This is a genomic window from Epilithonimonas sp. UC225_85 (assembly GCF_042695135.1).
Classification (GTDB): domain Bacteria; phylum Bacteroidota; class Bacteroidia; order Flavobacteriales; family Weeksellaceae; genus Epilithonimonas.
In genome coordinates, this window is record NZ_CP170547.1 from 542,824 (window position 1) to 563,505 (window position 20,682).

The window sequence follows — 20,682 nt, forward strand, 5'->3', positions numbered from 1 at the left end:
TTAATAAAATTATTTCCTGACTCTTTTTTGTCTTATTTTCTCAACCTTTTTAGCGATAAATTCATTCAGTAAAATTGAAAATATAATTGTTATAGAAACGACCACAACTCCGGAACTTTCTAAATATGGAATTTTGAAATAGTTTATTACAATTACCACCAGCCAATGAGAAATGTAGATAGGGTAGGACAATTCGCCAATGTATGTGTCTATTTTGTTTCTTTTTGTCAGAATAAATATAAAGGGCAAGGCTGTGAAAAATAAGATGCAATAATAGATTTCTTTAAACTCAATATTTATAAAACTGTACAGGAAAGTAATGGCAATAACACTGATCCAGATACTATTCAGAATTGCAGGACTGATGTCTTTTTCCTTGATTTTATTATAGATATGATAAGCAATAATTCCTAAAAGGAAAAACACCAATTCCGTCGGGAAAAAACGGTAAGTCCAGGGATCTTTATTATAACCTAAATAATAGTACAGCACAATTCTCAAAAGTACAGAAAGGGCAATTAGAAAAATTATAATCTGTATTTTTTTTCTTGCAATAAAAGGTACAATGATATAAAACGCAATCTCTACACCGATAGTCCATGCTTGTGGAATCAGCAAAAACTCAAACAGCATCGGTGAGCTTTTCTTGTAGTCTGTTGTCAATGCCAGGTGTCCTGTGGTTAGATTTAGCTTTAGAAACATCACAATATCCTGAAGAAAGAGAAATATATTGGTGAATACTAAAAACGCAAAACTCCCAAAACTCATTTTATTGTAATAACTAATATAAATATCAAAAGAGCCAAAAGAACTGCCTTGGGAGTCGTAATAAATAAAGCAGGAAAAAAGAATTGTAAGAATAAGAATCACCCAATAGATGGGATATAAACGCAACAGTCTGTTGGAAATAAAGAGAAAATAAGAATTGTTTTTGGCAACATATTTTTCATTGAGAACCAAGGCCATATAAAAACCGGAAATTATATAAAATATTTGCACGGCAGTTTGACCACCCACCAGATTGACCCCGAAGAGACTGCTGGTATGTGCAAGTACGACAGAAATTGCCAAAAGTATTCTTAAAATACCCATTTTGTATTAGTTATTTAGAGGTTTATTTTTAAGAATTAATCAACGAATTTTCTGTCATAACTTCTTTTCCTGTAAATAATGCTGTAGATTTTATTCTTGAAATTCCTCAGCAATGTTCCGGGTTTACCATTGTAGAACTGGGAATAGTCGTCAAAATATTTTGCCATATTCTGCAATTCTTCCGACACATTTTCCGCAAGATATTTTCTTTGCTCGCTGAAGCTGAGGTCTGTATTGGTGTTGCTGATGCCTGTTTTTTCAAAAATAGAAATGTAGTCATTAATGTATTTTTGAGAAACATTATGATGAATGAAAAGATCCATCATAAATGTCCAGTCAGAAGCTATTTTATTAGATTCATCATACATCCCGAATTTTGTAAACAATTCCTTTTTGAAGAACGCAGACTGATGGCAGATGGGTTCCTTCAGAAGAGAACCGATCGTTATTTTTGCCGGTATTCTGTATTCGTATTTTTTTCGGTCTTCCAGTTCATAATATGCATTTCCATAAACGATGTCTTCGTTACCAAATTGAGGTGCAATTTTTTCAAGAATCTCGGGAGAAGAAAACCTGTCGCCGCTGTTCATAAAGATGAGGTAATCTCCGCTTGCTTTGGAGATTCCTTTATTCATTGCATTATAAATTCCTTTGTCTGGCTCGCTGATCCAATAATTAATTTTGGAAGAATAGCTTTCCAGCAATTCTTTGCTGCCGTCGTTTGAACCACCATCGATGATTATAAATTCAAAGTTTTTGTAAGATTGATTGATAACACTTTTGATGGTTTCTTCCAGACCAAATTTGTTATTATAAGCAACGGTGATAATTGTAAATTGAGCAGACATATTATTTTATTAATGCTTTTGTTTTTGTCTCAAGATCAGAAAGTTTATTCCAGATTTCTTCCGCTGCATTTTCCGTAAAAGGTTTTATCTGGCAGAATTCTTCGTAGGCTTTTTCATCGTTCCAAAGCAGATTGACCTTGTCAAATAACACCTGAGGATTTTCCGGATCAAAAAACAAAACAGCATCCTGATTGATTATTTTTGGATCAGGTTTATTATCGCTTCCCCAATAGATTGGAATGCTTCCTGAGATTATAGCTTCGAAAAGTTTCTCGGTTACATAACCATTCGTATTGCTGTTTTCCGGACAGATATTGAATTTGAAAGTCTTCAGATATTCTATTTTATCATCACCGAATTTCTCCTGAAGATCATTGGTGTTTTTCAAAAAACTGCCGGCACATTTTACAGTTTCGATAGGATTCAGAAGATCGATAATCGTTTTTCTGATGCCGTTATTATCGGCTCTGGAAATATTGGAACAGAAATTTTGACGATTTTTATTCAGTCTGTGATTCGGATTATTATAAGAGTTGATCAATGTTTTAATGTCCTCAAAACTTGCATTTGCCGGAATCATATACAGAATCCAAAGCGGAAATCGCAAATATTTCTCATCATCTAAAAAAGAAAAACCAAGTGATAGATCGTGGTTTTTCAGATGGTATTTTTTGAAGAGATAAGACGGATGATCTGCATTGTCTATGTTTTCACCTGTGAAAAATATTTTCGGACTTCTGATGAAATACGAAATTTTCGGATTCCCAACAACGGAAAGAAAATTGATCTTCCTCCCGTCCGGAATCGTATTTTTATGTTTTAAAAATTGCGTAAACCAACACGCATCGGAATTTGGTAAAGCCCAAAAATTATAATATCGCACTTTATCATTGCCAAATTTACGCTGGTCCTTTCGGAAGCGTTTGTAATCAGCAATTGTGTTTTTTATGTTGGTTTTAAGGCTCAATTAAAATAATTTAAGATCTTCTCTTACCATTTCCTTTACGAGGGCTTCCAGATCATATTTTGGTTCCCAGCCCAGTTGTGTTTTGGATTTTGTCGGGTCACCAATCAACAGATCTACTTCCGTAGGTCTGTAATATTGCGGATCGATTTTTACCACCACTTTCCCGATTTCCAATTGATAATCTGGGTGGTTGCATTTTGCAACTTTTGCCACTTCGTTTTCATTTTCACCTTCAAAGCTTAATTCGATGCCTGCTTCTTCAAAAGCCATTCTTACAAAATCTCTCACGTAAGTGGTTTTCCCGGTGGCAATCACATAATCCTCAGCCACATCCTGCTGCAGGATCCTCCACATCGCTTCTACATAATCTTTGGCGTGGCCCCAGTCTCTTTGCGCATTCAGGTTTCCAAGATAAAGAACTTCCTGTTTTCCTTTTGCGATGGCCGCTGTTGCCATTGTGATCTTTCTCGTTACGAAGGTTTCTCCTCTTCTCGGAGATTCGTGGTTGAACAAAATTCCGTTGCAGGCATAGATATCGTAGGCTTCACGGTAGTTTTTTGTGATCCAGAATCCGTAGATTTTTGCAACACCATAAGGCGATCTTGGATAAAATGGTGAATTCTCGTCATAAAATCCGGCTGCATTTTTATTTTCTTCCAAACCACCATATAGTTCTGATGTCGAAGCCTGGTAGATTCTCGTTTTCTTTTCCAATCCCAAGATACGAACAGCTTCAAGAATCCGTAAAGTTCCGATTCCGTCAACATTGGCAACATATTCAGGAGAGTCGAAGCTTACCTTCACGTGGGACATGGCGCCAAGATTGTAGATCTCATCCGGCTGCACTTCCTGGATGATTCTGATGATGTTGGTAGAATCCGTCAAATCGCCGTAATGCAATTTGAAATTAACGTGATTCTCGTGTTGATCTACATATAAATGATCGATTCTCTGGGTATTAAAAGAAGATGCTCTTCTCTTGATCCCGTGAACCTGATAGCCTTTTTCTAAAAGCAATTCTGCCAGATATGAGCCGTCCTGTCCTGTAACTCCTGTTATTAATGCCGTTTTCATCTTATTTCTGTTTGTATTTGTAACCTCTTATTTCTTTAATTATTTTGTCTGCAGTAATGGTTTCTTCCGGTTCATAAATGTGATAATAAGGAACTTCCCCCATCACACTGGCCCATTGTGAAAAAGTGGATGGCGCGCCCAGAAGATAATCTGTCCGGGAAATCAGATATTGATCCTCGAGAGGTCCTTCTTCCGACTGTATCACATCCCCGAATTCTCTTTTATATCTTTCCAAATCCAGATTTTCATCATTGGTACAGATCAGGAATTTATATTTTCCCTGCGGAATTGCAGCAAGCAATTCTTTAATTTTCTTAATATACATATCATCATCAAAGAAATATCTGCCTTCCAAAAATTCTTTGTAGTCACCACGTCTGATATGGACAGTGATTATTTTTTCATTATTCTCCTTCTGAAGATATTTTTGTTTCAATCTTTCCTTATCAACTTTTGGGTCGAAAAGATTCTGATAGTATTTGATGTCTTTTTCACTGTAAACGTCATTGTTGAAAAACCAGCCGTAGCAGAAGGTTACAAGATAATCTCTCTTGATCTGTTCTCTGTATTCCGGGATTTTTGTTTCATCAGTAAATCCTAAAATACAATTGGGATTCAGTTTTCTGTAATAGCGGTTGTAAAACAACCTCTTCACACGATAAGGTGTTTTAGAGGACGGCGGAAGGTTGGGAAACTGCGGACAATATTTCTCATGAAAAGTCGGAGAATAGAATCTCACACCGTTTCTCCTGCAAAAAGAATCAAGATGCATAAACTGGAAAAGATCATTTCCGCGACCGCCTCCTAATATGGAAAGACAAATCAGCATTTAGTTCTTGAATTTTTTCTCATAAACATCCCTGATTCCTGCTTCCAAACCGATTTTTGCTTTCCAGCCTAAGTCGTTTATTTTGGTAACGTCCATTAGTTTTCGTGGCGTTCCGTCCGGCTTTGAAGTGTCCCAGATAAGATCACCTTCATAACCAACAATTTTTTTAACCAATAAAGCTAAGTCTTTGATAGTTAGGTCTTCACCAATTCCAACATTCACGTGTCCGAAATCGTCATAATTCTGCATCAGGAAAATACAGGCTTCGGCAAGATCATCGGAATGAAGAAATTCGCGCAAAGGCGTCCCCGTTCCCCAAACGGTAACATTTGGCAGATTCTGTTCCTTGGCCTCGTGGAATTTTCTTAGTAAAGCCGGTAAAACGTGGGAATTATTAAGGTCATAATTATCATTCGGGCCATACATATTGGTTGGCATTGCAGAAATAAAATTGGAATTGTACTGGCTTCTGTAAGCATCACACATTTTGATTCCTGCTATTTTTGCAATCGCATAAGGCTCGTTTGTCGGCTCCAAAGTTCCTGTCAAAAGAGAATCCTCTTTCAAAGGCTGAGGCGCCATTTTTGGATAGATACAGCTTGATCCCAGGAATAATAACTTCTTAACATCATTGGTGTGAGCCTGATGGATCACATTGTTCTGGATCATCATATTTTCATAAAGAAACTCTGCTCTGTAAGTATTATTAGCCTGAATTCCGCCCACTTTTGCAGCGGCAAGAAATACAAATTCCGGTTTTTCTTCTGCGAAAAATTCTGCCGTCTGGTTGTAATCACGAAGATCCAGTTCTTTGGAAGTTCTGGTTACAAGATTCGTAAAGCCTTGTTTTTCCAAAGCTCTAAGGATTGCACTTCCCACAAGACCTCTGTGGCCGGCAACATATATTTTGGAGTTCTTATCCATCATTTTTTTATTTTGTAATAAGTCTTTTTAATAAAAGATTTTATATTGTTTTCTTCAGATTTATCCACTCTTCGTGAGGCTTTTACAATCTGGTCTTTATATTCGCCCTCACTTTCTTCATCATTGACCTCGATATTGATTCTCTTTTCATAGTATCTTACAACAGCCGAGAGAATAGTCTGGTCGTACCGATGTGAAGCGAATCCTTCCAATTGGTTTTCTCTTTCAAACAACAAAGTATCCGTAACCAAATCCGGTCTGTAGATCATAATATCCAGCCAGTCTTTCACAAGCTGAGTTGTTTCAGGTGTTTTCTTAAGAATGATAAATCCTGCCCAAAGTTTATTTTTTTCCAGCCATTCATCATCACTATCAAATAGATTACTGAAGTTTTCTACGACTGATTTTTTTGTCCAGTATTTCAGTTTAGGATCATCCGTTAGATTTTGATTGAAAGATTTCCAGCCGTAATCTTTGGTGTCCCGATATTGGAAAAACAGGGCATCGGAATTTTTTAATTTATCAAACTGAAGTTTCCATCCGGCTTCGTTTTTCAATTCGCTGCCACAATCTACGTACACTAAGATATCACCATTATTAAGTTTTGACAGACCATCAAAAATTACATAAGCTTTCCAGATCCAGTGACCGCCTTTCTTTTTATCCAGAAAAAGGGGAGAAGACTTCAAGGCATACGGCAACTCCGAATAGCCATAACGCTGTGTTTCGTCAAAAATATTCAAAGATTTGGCTTCCTCAATGATTCTTTTGGATGATTGAAGAAAAGCATTGCTTCCGTATGTGATAAATTTCTTTTTCAAAATTTATTTTAAATATAATACCCCTGCGCTGTCGATCTGGAAAACCCAGCCGGTCTGCATCCTTGTTCCTTCGAACTCGACTCTGATTTTATTCTTCAGATCGGTGTACATTTTTTTACCCGGATTTGCAAGATAAGCGTGCATATAAAGATTTCCTTTATTGATTCCTTCAGGTAAATGGATCGTTTTTTCTACCACGAATTTCCCTTTCGGATATTTTTTAACACCTTCATAATGTCCTGGTGCAAAAAACATCATCGGGATATCAAAATTATTGAAAAACAGCGCTTCCAATTCAAATTCTGCTTCCTCAGTCAATTCGCCTTCTATTCTGATATTGATTTCATTATTGTCAAAATTCATAGGAATAAGTGTTCCATTGATTCCGTTAACAGAAAAATGTGAAATGCTTAAGCCTGGATCTTTGATATTTAGAACATCTAAAATGGATGAATCTGCAGCGATATTATCGTTTGAGTAAAGATTGATACATTCATCAATATTACCGTCGTATCTAATGGTACCTTGCTCCAGGAAAATCCCTTTGTTACAAAGCTGCTTGATGGACGCCATATTATGGCTTACGAATAAAACCGTTCTGCCTTCTCCATTGCTTACATCGCCCATTTTACCGAGACATTTCTTTTGGAATTCGAGATCTCCAACCGCAAGAACTTCGTCTACGATCAAAATTTCTGATTCAAGATGTGCTGCTACAGCAAACGCAAGACGAACATACATCCCGGAACTATAACGTTTTACAGGTGTGTCGATGTATTTTTCAACACCTGAAAAGTCAACAATCTCATCAAATTTTCTGGTAATTTCTTTACGTGTCATTCCCAGGATTGCTCCATTAAGAAATACATTTTCACGTCCTGTCATTTCAGGGTGAAAACCTGTTCCAACTTCCAGTAACGAAGCGATTCTTCCCTTTGTATATATTTGTCCTGTAGTCGGTTTTGTAACTTTACTTAGTAATTTTAATAAAGTTGATTTTCCGGCACCGTTTCTTCCGATAATCCCGACAGCATCACCTTGCTCAACTTCAAAATTGATATCTTTTAATGACCAGACGTAATCGCTCTGGCTTTTTGTGGTTCTGTCATTTACTTCACCAATCCGCAGATAAGGATCCTCTTTCCCTCTCATTCTGTGCCAGAAACGGTTAAGATCGTGAGATAAAGTTCCTGTACCAACTTGTCCAAGACGGTATTGTTTGGAAATATCTTCTGCTTTTATTACAATAGGTTTTGTCATTCTCTGTGTTTTATAAATTTTGCCGGTGTCCCGGCCACTACTGTGTTTTCCTCAACATTTTTTGTAACTACGCTTCCCGCTGCAATCACAGCGCCGTTACCGATTTTTACACCAGCCATGATTTGTGCAGAACAGCCTATCCAGACATCGTCGCCGATTTCTACACCTCTGTTTTCTGCCTTCCAGGGCTGATCCTGGATGTTGATTCCTTTTTTATAGTTGTGGTCTGATCCAATAATGCTGACTTGCTGAGAGATAAGACAGTTTTTGCCGATTCTTATCGTTCCGCCGGCAGCTCTTATATTATTTTGTTCGCCGATGTAGGTGTTTTCACCAATAATCAGTTTACAGTCTTTTTTGTCATTTTCATTAATAACATAAATCACGCTGAATGCGCCAATGTAAACATTTTTACCGATTTCCAGATTGTTGAGATCATCAAATGAAATCTGAGTGCGGGAATCTACATTACAATTAAAATGGCGGCTGATTCTTTCTGCTTTTCTGTACTCATTAATGAATTTATCAAAAGCCGGTTCAAGATAATAATACTTTCGAAGAGTTTTGAAAAATTTGATCCAATTCATAATCAAAGTTTTATACAGTATCCATAAAACCTTTCTCCACTTTGTTGAAGATCACCGTTCCTATTGCCAATATTACAAAAATAATCACCGTACTGATCATAAGCATCATTGCATTGAAGTCACCAACACCCAGCCAGGCATATTTGAAACATTCAAAAATTCCTGTCAGCGGATTGTAAAAGGCAACGGTTTTGAAAACTCCTTTGAGGGCTGATGTAGGATAAATAACCGGTGTTGCGTACATATACAGGCTAATTCCAAATGATAAAAGCATCTGAAGATCTCGGTATTTTGTAGTAAGAGAGGAGAATATCATTCCTAATCCCAAGGCAAAAATTGCCATAAGAGCAATCAGTAATGGTGTTGCTAAAATCCACAAATTGGGGTGAACTTCTCCTTTCAAAAGATAGTAGAAGAAAACCACCAGAAATAGGAGCATTTGTACGCCAAGCTTCATCAGGTTGGAAAATACGATGGAAAGTGGCATTATTAATCTTGGAAAATAGACTTTTCCAAATATCCCGGCATTTGCTGTAAAAACATTCGATGTGGCAGAAAGACAAGAGGAAAAATAATTCCACAAAGTGATTCCTGCAAGATAGAACAGGATTTTCGGAGCGCCGTCAGTTGATAATTTAGCAATGTTTCCGAAGATAACAAGATAAACTACTGTTGTAAAAATAGGATTGATAAAAAACCAAATCGGACCTAAAATGGTCTGTTTGAAACTGGAAACGAAATCCCGTTTTACAAACATATATACCAAATCTTTGTATTTCCAGACTTCCTTAAGATTAAGATCAAAAAGAGAATGGCTGGAGCCTATGGTTTCTGTCCATTGGGGGTTTTGAGAATCACTCATTTGTGTTTTGTGTTTTTTAATTATTTGATAAGGTTTTTCAGATATTCGCCATATCCGCTTTTACCATATTTTGCAGCAGTTTCGAGAAGTTTTTCTTCATTGATGAATCCGTTTCTGAAAGCAATTTCCTCAATACATCCGATTTTGAAACCTTGTCTTTTTTCGATCACGCTTACAAATTCCGAAGCATCCTGAAGGGAATCAAAAGTTCCCGTATCCAGCCACGCTGTTCCTCTGTCCAGAACACCAACCTCTAATTTACCTTTGCTAAGATAAACATTATTGATATCCGTTATTTCCAGTTCGCCTCTTGGAGACGGTTTTATATTTTTTGCAATTTCAACGACTTCATTATCATAGAAATAGAGTCCCGGGACAGCATAATTCGATTTTGGCTCCAATGGTTTTTCTTCAATAGAAAGTGCTTTGAAATCATTGTCAAATTCCACAACACCGTATCTTTCCGGATCGGAAACGTGGTATGCGAAAACAACACCGCCGTCCGGATTGGTTTTATTCTTTAATAAAGTTCCCATTTCGGAACCGTAAAAAATGTTATCACCTAAAACCAGAGCTGCAGAATCGTCACCAATAAATTTGTCACCAAGAATAAATGCCTGAGCTAATCCATCAGGACTTGGCTGAACCACATATTCTATATTACATCCGATTTGTGATCCATCGCCTAAAAGCTTAATAAATCCTGCCTGATCATGTGGTGTTGTAATAATCAAAATATCTTTAATACCAGCCAACAACAAAGTTGACAATGGATAATAGATCATTGGTTTGTCATAGACCGGCATCAGCTGCTTGCTTACAGCAATCGTCAATGGAAACAATCTGGTTCCGGATCCGCCGGCTAATATAATTCCTTTCATAAATTTGATTTAATATTAATTATATTGTCCTTCGTAATATTTCTGATAATCACCAGAAGTTACATTCTCCAGCCATTCTTTATTTTCAAGGAACCAATCGATTGTTTTTCCTAATCCTTGTTCAAAAGTCACAGATGGTTTCCATCCAAGATCTTTGTTAAGTTTTGTAGCATCGATTGCATAACGTTTGTCGTGGCCTGGTCTGTCTTTCACGTAAGTGATCAATTTTTCTGAATATCCGGCAGGTTTCCCCAATTTTTCATCCATTTGCTTGATCAATTCCTTAACCAAGTCAATATTCTGCCACTCATTGAAACCTCCGATGTTGTAAGTTTCTCCGGTTTTTGATTCGTTGAAAATCTGATGAATTGCTTTTGCGTGATCGATCACGAACAACCAGTCTCTTGTATATTTTCCGTCACCGTAGATTGGCAATGGTTTTTCATTAATGATATTTGAAATACAAAGCGGGATTAATTTCTCAGGGAAATGATTTGGTCCGTAATTGTTGGAACAATTAGACAAAATGAATGGCATGCCGTAAGTATTTCCGTAGGCTCTCACCAAGTGGTCAGAAGCTGCTTTTGAAGCTGAATATGGCGATTGCGGATCGTAAGGTGTAGTTTCCAAGAAGAAACCTGTCTCTCCTAAACTTCCGTAAACTTCATCTGTAGAAACGTGATAAAAAAGATTTTTTCTCGGTTCGTTCGGGAATCTTCCGTGTGTATGATCTGGGTTCAAGGTCCAGAATTCGATACAAAGATTTAGAAGGTTTGCAGTTCCATTCACATTCGTATTGATAAATGCATTAGGATCCGTAATACTTCTATCCACGTGGCTTTCTGCAGCTAAATGAACAACTGCATCCGGATTGTATTTTTCAAAAACCTTTCTTAATTCTTCAGGTTTGGTAATGTCTGCTTTTTCGAAAACGTAGTTAGGTTCGTTTTCGATGTCTTTTAAGTTTTCAAGATTACCGGCGTAAGTCAAAGCATCAAGATTGATGATCTTAGACTCAGGATTATTTTTTACAAATTCTCTTACGACGTGAGAACCGATAAAACCGGCACCTCCTGTAATGATAATATTTTTCATATATCTTATTGCAATGTTTTTTAGTTTTTTAAATTTTAATCACTCCCGAATAAATCCCGAGTATAAACTTTTTCTTTGACATCATCCAGATCCGGCGTTTTTCTGTTGGATATAATGACATCACATTCTTGTTTGAAGGCATCCAGATCTGTGTAAACTTTTGAGCCGAAAAAAGTATCTTCTTTCATAACGGGTTCGTAAACAATCACTTCAACTCCTTTCGCCTTGATTCTTTTCATTATACCCTGGATTGCAGAAGCTCGAAAATTGTCTGACCCGGATTTCATTATTAGCCTATAAACACCAACTTTCTTAGGTTGTTTTGCCAAAATAGAATCGGCAATAAAATCTTTTCTCGTACGATTGGCATCCACAATAGCCTGTATGAGGTTATTAGGAACCGAATCATAATTTGCAAGCAATTGTTTGGTGTCTTTTGGAAGACAATAGCCCCCATATCCGAAAGACGGATTGTTATAATGGGAACCAATTCTAGGATCTAGTCCTACACCTTCTATGATTTGACGGCTGTCTAATCCATGTATTTGGGAGTAACTGTCCAGTTCGTTGAAGTAAGCCACACGCATTGCCAAATAAGTATTTGAGAACAATTTAATGGCTTCTGCTTCGGTTCCGTTGGTAAAAAGGATGGGGATGTCTTTTTTTATGGCACCTTCTTTCAAAAGATTTGCAAAAACAGTGGCGCGCTCACTTTGCTCACCGATAATAATTCTCGATGGGTATAGATTATCGTAAAGGGCTTTTCCTTCTCTCAAAAACTCCGGAGAAAATATAATGTTATCAAAATCTAAATCTTTTTTTAGACTTTCTGTGAAACCGACGGGAACTGTAGATTTTACAATAACAACGGCTTTTGGATTACTTTCTTTCACTTCTTTGATCACATTTTCAACACTACGGGTATTAAAATAATTTGTAGAAGGATCATAATCTGTTGGTGTGGCAACTATGATAAAATCCGCATTTTTATAAGCTTCTTGTTTATCAAGGCTGGCTTTCAGACTGAGTTTTTTTGTTTCCAGAAATTCTGTAATCTCGGGATCATCAATTGGAGATTGCCTTTTATTTAGCATTTCCACTTTTTCCGGGATAATGTCCAAAGCAATTACGTCATGATGTTGTGCTAACAACACTGCGTTAGAAAGTCCAACATATCCGGTACCAACAATTGTTATATTCAAGAGAATAAGTTTTAATTTTGGCAAAAATAAGAAAATTTACTTGAAGTATATATAAATGAAATATTAGCTTTTTGTTTGTTTTAATAAATTTGATTATCTTTGCCAAAGATTTACGGGAAAATGGGAAGGCTTTCGCAAGAATGCCTTTTTTCGTAGATGTAATTAGGAGGTATTATTATGGAATTTAAAACAGAATTAAGTCGACTGCTTAATGAGTTTCTAGAAACTAGACCGGATCTTTTTTTGGTAGATCTGAAAATCTCTGCAGCATCTGATGTGACAGTGATTTTGGATGGTGACAACGGTGTTACGCTTCAGGATTGTCTGGATGCCAGCAGAGCGATAGAGTTTAATATGGATCGTGAGGTTCACGATTTCAGTTTGCAGGTAATGTCTGCAGGATTGAGCGAGCCATTGGAGTTTCCAAGACAATTTAGAAAAAATATTGGAAGAGAGATAGAAGTGATGTTGACTGATTCTTCCGAAATTGAAGGTGAGCTTTTATCAGTTGATGATGAGAAAATCGTTTTGAAGCTAGAATACAGAAGACCAAAATTAATAGGAAAAGGGAAAGAAGATGTAGTGGAAGAAAAAGAAATTCCTTATTCTGAAATTAAAAAAGCATTAGTAGTAATTAAATTTTAACAATTAGATGATTTGATAGTAATTGTCAGTCATCATTTATCAATTATATATTAGGATATGGATAATTTAGCTTTAATAGAAGCCTTTGGTGATTTTAAAGAAATAAAGAATATCAGCAAAATAGACTTAATGGCTATTATCGAAGATTCTCTTAAGACTCTTCTTAGAAAAAGATATGACTCTGATGACCATTTTGATGTGATCGTAAATCCTGACAAAGGTGATTTTCAGATATTCCTGAATAAGGTTATTGTAGAGGACGAGATGTCTGAAGATGATGATCTGGAAATTGAGATTTCGGAGGTTAGAAAAATTGATTCTACTTTTGAAGTTGGAGAAGAGTATACTCAGGAGATTCCGGTTGCTAAACTTGGAAGAAGAAGCATCTTGACGTTAAAACAGATCTTGGCTACGAAAATCCAGGAGCATTTCAACGCTTCTCTTTATGAGCAGTTCAAAGACAGAATCGGAGAAATAATCATAGGCGAAGTTCACCATATCCGTCACAAACATGTGATTCTTTTGGATGATGAAGACAATGAATTCATTTTACCTAAAGAAAATCAAATCCCTTCCGATTTCTTCAAAAAAGGAGAAACAGTTAAAGGTATTGTAGAAAGTGTTGACTTCCGAGGTTCAAAACCTCAGATCATTGTTTCCAGAACGGCACCGAAATTCTTAGAAGAATTGTTGGAGCTTGAGATTCCCGAAATTCAGGACGGAACTATTATTCTTAAAAAAGTGGTAAGGATTCCTGGTGAAAAAGCGAAAATCGCTGTGGATGCTTATGATGACAGGATTGATCCTGTTGGAGCTTGTGTCGGCGTAAAAGGTTCCAGAATCCACGGTGTGGTGAGAGAACTTAAAAATGAAAACATAGATGTGATCCAATGGTCAAAAAATCCGGAGATCTTTGTGAAAAGAGCTTTGGGAAATATCATTATCAATAAAATTGAAATAAACGAAGAGTCTAATTACGCATTGGTTTACACACCGGTAGAAGAGATCTCCAAAGTTATCGGTAAGCAAGGACAAAATATCAAGTTGGCATCATGGTTGACGGGTTATGAGATCGATGTTTACAGAGAAACTTCTGATGATGATGATGTTGAACTGAGAGAATTCTCGGATGAGATAGAAGCCTGGATTATAGACGAGTTCAAAAAAGTAGGTCTTACAACCGCAAGAAGCGTTTTGGATAAAGATACAGAAGCATTACTGAAAATTGTGGATCTTGAAGAAGAAACAATCGAGGATGTAAAAAACATTCTTAGAGAAGAGTTAGAAGGATAAAAATGAAATAGGTTGTCAGTTTGATAACAAAATTTAATAAAAAGAAAAAAATAAAGCAAAAGCTTAAAACGCTAAAGCCAAAAGCAAATTAATATTTATGCCAAAAATAAGATTAAATAAAGCCGTTAAAGAACTTAACATTTCTATACCAAGAGCTGTGGAATATCTCCAGGGCAAAGGAATAGAAGTGGATAGTAATCCTAACGCTCTATTAGAAGAACAGGCATTTTCTGCATTGGAAGCTGAGTTCCGAAAAGATGGAGAACAGAGAAAAGCTTCTCATGAGGTGGTGATTTCTAAAGTTCCTGACGAAAAATTAGCGATCGAAGAAAAAGCACCTGAGGTTATAAGAGCCAAATCTAACGCAAGACCTGAAACCAGAATCTTGGGAAAAATCGACCTTAACCCGGCTAAGCCTGTGGAAGAGGTTTTTCCTGCTGCCCAACCGGTAGCAGAGAAAAAAGAAGAGCAGCCAGAGGTTGTGAAAAAAGAGGAAAAGCAAGAGTTCAAAGTATTGGATAAAATCGATCTTTCTACAATAGATACAGGTAAACCTAAAGTTTCTGAGAAACCGAAAGAAGAACCGAAATCAGTTGCCAAGGAAGAGCCAAAACCAGAACCAAAAGTAGAAGAGCAACCAGCAAAACAAATGGAAATTGTTCCAGGTCCTGATTCTGAAGATTCTCAAAAAATAGAAACCGTATATCAAAAATTAGACGGTCCTAAAATAGTAGGAGAAAAAATTGATCTTACACAGTTCAATAGGAAACCATCCTCCAACTCCAATAATAACGCCGCCAAGAAAAAGAGAAAGCGTATTACCAAAGATGTTCCTGGTCAAACAAATACCAACCAGGGTACAAATACCCAAGGGGGTGCTAACAGACCTGCAGGACAAGGTAATAATGCCGGCAATCGCCCGCCTGGACAAGGCAATAACCAAGGTGGAAATCGTCCTGGAGGAAACAATAACAACCGTCCTGGAGGCAACAATAACCGTCCTGGAGGAAATAACAGAGGAGGACAAGGACAGGCTCGTGTAATGCCAGTTGAGCTGACCGATGAGCAGGTTAAAAATCAAATTAAGGAAACTTTAGAAAAATTAACCAATAAAGGTGGTAAATCTAAAGGATCTAAACATAGAAAAGATAAAAGATCTTGGAGAAGAGAGCAAGACGAGCTTCAGCAAGAAATTGATGCACAAGACAGAACTTTAAAAGTTACCGAGTTCATTACAGTTAGCGAATTAGCCAGCTTGATGAATGTAAGCGCTACTGAAGTAATTTCAGCTTGTTTCTCTTTAGGAGTAATGGTAACAATGAACCAGCGTTTGGAAGCAGATACATTAATGTTGGTGGCTGACGAATTTGGCTTTAAAATCGAATTTTCTGATGCTGATGTGGAAGAAGCCGCAGCTGATGATGTTGAGGATCTTGAAGAAGATTTATTACCAAGAGCGCCTGTTGTAACAGTAATGGGGCACGTTGATCACGGTAAAACATCATTGTTGGATTACATTAGAAAAACCAATGTTATCGCTGGAGAATCCGGAGGGATTACACAGCATATTGGAGCCTATAATGTGAAACTGGAAAGTGGACAGAGAATTACATTCCTGGATACACCAGGTCACGAAGCCTTTACTGCAATGAGAGCCAGAGGTGCACAAATTACTGATATTGCGATTATCGTAGTAGCAGCTGATGATGATGTAATGCCACAAACCAAGGAGGCTATTGCTCACGCTCAGGCAGCAGGAGTTCCAATGATTATCGCTATCAATAAAGTAGATAAAGCAGGTGCTAACCCTGATAAAATCAGAGAACAGCTTTCTGCAATGAATGTCTTGGTAGAAGAATGGGGTGGGAATGTACAGGCACAGGAAATATCTGCTAAATTTGGTAATAATGTAGAATTGTTATTAGAGAAAGTATTACTTCAGGCAGAGATGCTGGAATTAAAATCAAATCCAAATAAACAAGCAAGCGGAGTTGTAATAGAAGCAGCTTTGGACAAAGGCCGTGGATATGTAGCAACAATGCTCGTTCAGAATGGAACTCTGACAGTTGGAGATTATGTCCTTGCGGGTAAAAACCACGGAAAAGTTAAAGCAATGCTTGATGAGCGTGGTAAAGCTATGGAAAGTGCAGGGCCATCTATTCCTGTTACAATTCTTGGACTTGACGGTGCTCCGACGGCTGGTGATAAATTCAGAGTTTTTGCTGACGAAAAAGAAGCTAAATCAATTGCAAATAAAAGAGAACAGCTTCAGCGTGAGCAGTCCATTAGAACTAAGAAACACTTGACACTTGATGAGATTGGTCGTCGTATCGCTTTGGGTGATTTCAAAGAATTGAATATCATTCTGAAAGGTGATGTGGATGGATCTGTGGAAGCTTTGGCTGATCAGTTACAAAGATTATCAACAGAAGAAATTCAGGTTAATATCCTTCACAAAGGTGTTGGTCAGATTACAGAATCTGATGTGTTATTAGCAGCAGCTTCTGATGCAATTATGATTGGTTTCAACGTAAGAGCAAGCGTGAATGCAAAAGATATCGCAGATAAGGAAGAAGTAGAAATTAGAACTTATTCTATTATTTACCGAGCTATTGACGAAGTGAAAGAAGCTATGGAAGGAATGCTTTCTCCGGAGATTCAGGAGCAAGTCATTGGTAATGTTGAGATTAGAGAAGTATTCAGAATTTCTAAAGTCGGATCTATCGCAGGATGTATGGTTCTTACCGGTAAAGTAACCAGAAATTCCAAAATCAGACTTCTTAGAGATGGAATTGTGAAGTTTGACGGAGAGCTGGAAAGTCTTAAACGTTTCAAAGACGATGTAAAAGAAGTAACCAAAGGTTATGAATGCGGACTTAATATCAAAGGTTACAATGATATCGAAGTTGGCGATATTCTTGAAGTTTACGAAGAAGTTGCAGTTAAAAAGAAACTGAAATAACAGTTATAAAATATTTACAAACCGCCTATCAGGCGGTTTTTTTGTTATAAAAATATTATTTATAATAATTCTAAATAAATAAAACAATATTAAATATATTATGTTATTTTACATGCTTTGTTATTATAATATTCATATTTATTAATTATAAATTCAATTAAATATTAAAAGAATTATATTTTTTGAATTAAAATTTAATAAACATAATGAAATTGACAATTAATACTTAGTCTGAATTTTTGTGGTGTTAAAATTTTTTAACATATTTGCAGATTATAATTAAATAGTGTTAATATGAATGTAAAATTACGATTGTTGTCTGTTGGGGTTCTTTTCTTCACGGGTCAAGCATTAATGGCACAGAAAAAGAAAAGTGATACTACAACAAAAGCAAAAGAGATTGAAGAGGTGGTTATCATGGGGAACATTAAAATTGATCCGGCTCAAAAGGTAGGATCATATAGTACTGTTTCTAAAGCTAATTTTGAATCTACGCCTTTCTCATCCGTTGATGAGGTTCTTAATGGTAGAGTTGCTGGATTAAATTTTTCAGCTGCAAGTGGTGATCCTGGTTCTTCAAATATGGTTATTATTAGAGGGGTGAGTTCTATTATTGGAACTCCAAATCCTTTATATGTTATCGATGGTGTTGTAATAGGGAAAGGAGCAGATAATGCCCAAATGATGGAGTCTTGGAATCCACTAGCCGCGATTGATCCAAACGCAATTGAATCTGTTCAGGTTCTTAAAGACGCTTCTTCAACGGCTTTGTATGGTTCTAGAGGAGCCAACGGAGTTGTAATTATCAAAACCAAAAAAGGGAAATATAACCAAAAAACAAAATTTGATTTTTCTACGGAAACAGGTCTGCAGACCAGAGCTTATGATAAGTTAGATCTAATGACAGGTGATGAGTATATCAAATATGGTGGGATATTAATGTGGAATACCTGGAAACGAGGAGGGAATCTTCCAACTCCAGTGCCTGTTGGTGGATTTACTTCATTGCAAGATGCCTCTAATTATTATCTTGATAATTATATTAAACCTAATTTTAATATTTATGATCCAGTTACCCAAGAGATAATTGGAAATAGTTATACAGGTGCAACTACAGATTGGACAAAAGAAGTTAACCGAAACTCTTCTATCGTAAATACCTATAATTTTGGTGCTACGGGTGGTGGTGAGAATACATCATACAGATTCGGAGGATCATATTATCAAAACTTACCTTTAGTACAAGCAGGTAAATTTGATAGAATCAGTATTAACGCAGCTGTTGATCACAAAGCATCGGAAAAATTAAAATTTGGATTTAACATTAATTATTCCAATGTAAGAAGAAATACATATATGGGTGGTAGAGCTTCTGCAAATCCTGTTACGAACTCTATTATGTTATCACCTTTGCGTCCGGTATATAATTCTGATGGAACATTTAATGAATCTGCTTGGTCTCCGTCATCTGAAATGACGGCAGGTTTTAACCCTGTTGCTCTTTTGAAGGAGAGTTATCAAAAATCTACAATCAATACTGTTATTGCATCTGCTAATATGGACTATCAGTTCATGAAGAATGTAACTTTCAGTTCTTTAATTGGAGCTCAAGGGCAATTCATGAGAGAGTTACAAGGTGTTGGTAAAGGACATCCTGTATACACTGGGCAAACAGAGTCGGATGAATATGGATTCTTGCAAGATGCAAGAACGGATATGTTGGATTGGAACTGGTCAAATAATTTTGTTTATAGAAATACTTTCGCAGATAAGCATAATTTAGAGGTAATTGCCGGGATGGAATACCAAGATCATACCTATAATAATTTGACAAATTATTCATTTTTCATGGGAGATACAAGACCATATTTCCAATCTGCATTAGCAGGTACTATTCAAAGTTATGGTAGTGACTTGAGATGGAGACAGATAGGGTATTATAGCAGACTTAGTTATACTTTCGATAGTAAATATACAGTTACTGGTCAAATAAGAAGAGATGGTAACTCTACTCTTGGAGAGAATAAATGGGGTAATTTCTGGTCAATTGGCGGTTCTTGGAATGCTAAAAACGAATCATTTGTTCCTAGTGCATTTTCTTCGCTTAACTTCCGAGGTAGCTATGGTGTATTAGGGAATATTCCATTTGCAGACCAATGGGGCGCTCAATATAATGCCCTAGCAACACTTTATGTTGATTCCAGTTCTGGAAGCGTGGGTGGCAATACGGGTTACGGACTTGTGGATTATCCAGGAAATTTAGCTCTGCAGTGGGAGGAAGCCAAACACTTGGATGTAGGTGCCGATTTTGGATTCTTCAATGATAGGTTGAAATTTACAGTAGATTATTATAATAAAATTACTGATAAAGCAATTGCTCTAGATACACCGGCGTATGAATCAGGAGGACCAAATTCATTTTATAATAATGTGGGAAAAATCCGTAACAGAGGTTTTGAATTGGTAATTGATGCTACACCAGTAGCAACCTCGGACTTTAGATGGTCTATCAACGCAAACGGTGCATATAACAAAACCATGTTGCTGGAATATAATCAAGCTTTACAACAATTTGGAGGAGACACTAGTGATGGCAGCAATGAATTGGTAGCTCTTTCTCCGGGACATATCTTTGGAGAATATTATGTAAAACTATTTGCAGGAATAGCGCAGGCAGATGATGCTTCTAAAGGTATCAAGGCAGGAGAAGCTTTATTCTATACAGATGATACCAAAACGGATGTAACCAATATAAGAGCAAACGCAGGATATGCTTGGATGGGAAAAAGTGCTTTTCCTGTTTATAACGTAGGAATTACTAATGAATTCAAGTACAAAAATATATCTCTAAGTTTCTTATTAACAGGACAATTTGATTTCTATGTACAAAATGGTGTTCATTCATATACAATTCATGATGGTGCTTTCCCTACGAGAAATCAAATCAATGACGCTTTATATGATAGCTGGACGGATGCGCCAGGAGCAGAGAACTATGGAGCATCTAATCCTGCTGCTGTAGTAGGTGATAAAAACGAAGGAAGATTGGAGTCTTCACGCTTCCTTAACAAAGGTGACCATATTCGTTTGAAAGAAATGAAAATATCTTACAGTTTCGGAAGTTTATTCAAAGAAAGTGTAGGACTTAGTAATCTTACAATTTATCTTAGAGGAACCAATCTATTAATGTATGCCTTTGACAAGGATTTGAACTATGATCCGGAATCTAATTCCAACTCTTGGTCTTGGTTAGGTAAAGGAAGATATTGGTATGCATCTCCAGTTATGAGAACAATGTCGTTTGGGATTCAAGTTGGTTTTTAATAATTAAAAAAGAATA

At 36.7% G+C, this 20,682-nt stretch carries 16 protein-coding genes and 1 pseudogene; 4 read left to right on the top strand and 13 right to left on the bottom strand.

Annotation, left to right across the window (positions count from 1 at the left end; all coding sequences use genetic code 11):
• Positions 1-9: 9 nt before the first annotated feature.
• The 13 genes and pseudogenes from ACFJGY_RS02635 to ACFJGY_RS02695 all read right to left on the bottom strand — a co-directional run bounded on the left by ACFJGY_RS02635 (position 10) and on the right by ACFJGY_RS02695 (position 12,442).
• Positions 10-1,092: an acyltransferase family protein gene (locus ACFJGY_RS02635; protein ID WP_379967854.1), complete on the bottom strand. Its 1,083-nt coding sequence runs from the start codon at positions 1,090-1,092 to the stop codon at positions 10-12.
• A gap of 35 nt (positions 1,093-1,127) precedes the next feature.
• Entirely contained in the window at positions 1,128-1,940 is an 813-nt protein-coding gene (locus ACFJGY_RS02640; RefSeq protein ID WP_379967856.1) for a glycosyltransferase family 2 protein, read from the bottom strand.
• Between the two features lies 1 nt (position 1,941).
• Positions 1,942-2,907, bottom strand: coding sequence for a glycosyltransferase family 10 domain-containing protein (locus tag ACFJGY_RS02645; RefSeq protein WP_379967858.1), 966 nt, complete (start codon positions 2,905-2,907; stop codon positions 1,942-1,944).
• On the bottom strand, positions 2,908-3,981 hold the full coding sequence (gmd, locus tag ACFJGY_RS02650) for a GDP-mannose 4,6-dehydratase (protein WP_379967860.1): 1,074 nt from the start codon (positions 3,979-3,981) through the stop codon (positions 2,908-2,910).
• A gap of 1 nt (position 3,982) precedes the next feature.
• Positions 3,983-4,810 carry an alpha-1,2-fucosyltransferase gene (locus tag ACFJGY_RS02655; protein ID WP_379967862.1) on the bottom strand — a complete coding sequence of 276 codons (828 nt, stop codon included), beginning with the start codon at positions 4,808-4,810 and terminating at the stop codon, positions 3,983-3,985.
• Positions 4,811-5,734, bottom strand: coding sequence for a GDP-L-fucose synthase family protein (locus ACFJGY_RS02660; protein WP_379970083.1), 924 nt, complete (start codon positions 5,732-5,734; stop codon positions 4,811-4,813).
• Positions 5,734-6,555: a hypothetical protein gene (locus ACFJGY_RS02665; protein WP_379967864.1), complete on the bottom strand. Its 822-nt coding sequence runs from the start codon at positions 6,553-6,555 to the stop codon at positions 5,734-5,736. Before ACFJGY_RS02665 ends, ACFJGY_RS02660 begins: the two co-directional genes overlap by 1 nt.
• A gap of 3 nt (positions 6,556-6,558) precedes the next feature.
• Entirely contained in the window at positions 6,559-7,815 is a 1,257-nt protein-coding gene (locus ACFJGY_RS02670) for an ABC transporter ATP-binding protein (RefSeq protein ID WP_379967866.1), read from the bottom strand.
• A gap of 2 nt (positions 7,816-7,817) precedes the next feature.
• Positions 7,818-7,973, bottom strand: a pseudogene (locus ACFJGY_RS02675) (DapH/DapD/GlmU-related protein); the annotation flags it as partial.
• A gap of 439 nt (positions 7,974-8,412) precedes the next feature.
• On the bottom strand, positions 8,413-9,264 hold the full coding sequence (locus ACFJGY_RS02680; RefSeq protein ID WP_379967868.1) for an ABC transporter permease: 852 nt from the start codon (positions 9,262-9,264) through the stop codon (positions 8,413-8,415).
• A gap of 20 nt (positions 9,265-9,284) precedes the next feature.
• The gene (rfbA, locus tag ACFJGY_RS02685) at positions 9,285-10,145 is read right to left on the bottom strand and encodes a glucose-1-phosphate thymidylyltransferase RfbA (protein ID WP_379967870.1); all 861 of its coding nucleotides are present in this window, start codon (positions 10,143-10,145) and stop codon (positions 9,285-9,287) included.
• A 15-nt stretch (positions 10,146-10,160) separates the two neighbouring features.
• Positions 10,161-11,240 carry a dTDP-glucose 4,6-dehydratase gene (gene rfbB, locus ACFJGY_RS02690; RefSeq protein ID WP_379967872.1) on the bottom strand — a complete coding sequence of 360 codons (1,080 nt, stop codon included), beginning with the start codon at positions 11,238-11,240 and terminating at the stop codon, positions 10,161-10,163.
• A gap of 35 nt (positions 11,241-11,275) precedes the next feature.
• Complete coding sequence (locus ACFJGY_RS02695) at positions 11,276-12,442, bottom strand: nucleotide sugar dehydrogenase (protein ID WP_379967874.1); 1,167 nt, start codon at positions 12,440-12,442, stop codon at positions 11,276-11,278.
• 177 nt (positions 12,443-12,619) lie between these two features.
• Here ACFJGY_RS02695 and rimP point away from each other — a divergent pair, with 177 nt between their 5' ends.
• From rimP to ACFJGY_RS02715, 4 genes are all read left to right on the top strand, one after another.
• Positions 12,620-13,087 (top strand): ribosome assembly cofactor RimP, encoded by a 468-nt coding sequence (gene rimP, locus ACFJGY_RS02700; RefSeq protein ID WP_379967876.1) that lies wholly within the window; start codon positions 12,620-12,622, stop codon positions 13,085-13,087.
• A 57-nt stretch (positions 13,088-13,144) separates the two neighbouring features.
• A complete protein-coding gene (gene nusA, locus ACFJGY_RS02705) occupies positions 13,145-14,380 on the top strand; it encodes a transcription termination factor NusA (RefSeq protein WP_379967878.1) in 1,236 nt (411 codons plus the stop codon).
• A 97-nt stretch (positions 14,381-14,477) separates the two neighbouring features.
• The gene (infB, locus tag ACFJGY_RS02710) at positions 14,478-17,342 is read left to right on the top strand and encodes a translation initiation factor IF-2 (RefSeq protein ID WP_379967880.1); all 2,865 of its coding nucleotides are present in this window, start codon (positions 14,478-14,480) and stop codon (positions 17,340-17,342) included.
• Between the two features lie 354 nt (positions 17,343-17,696).
• Entirely contained in the window at positions 17,697-20,666 is a 2,970-nt protein-coding gene (locus tag ACFJGY_RS02715; protein ID WP_379970085.1) for a SusC/RagA family TonB-linked outer membrane protein, read from the top strand.
• Positions 20,667-20,682: the final 16 nt, after the last annotated feature.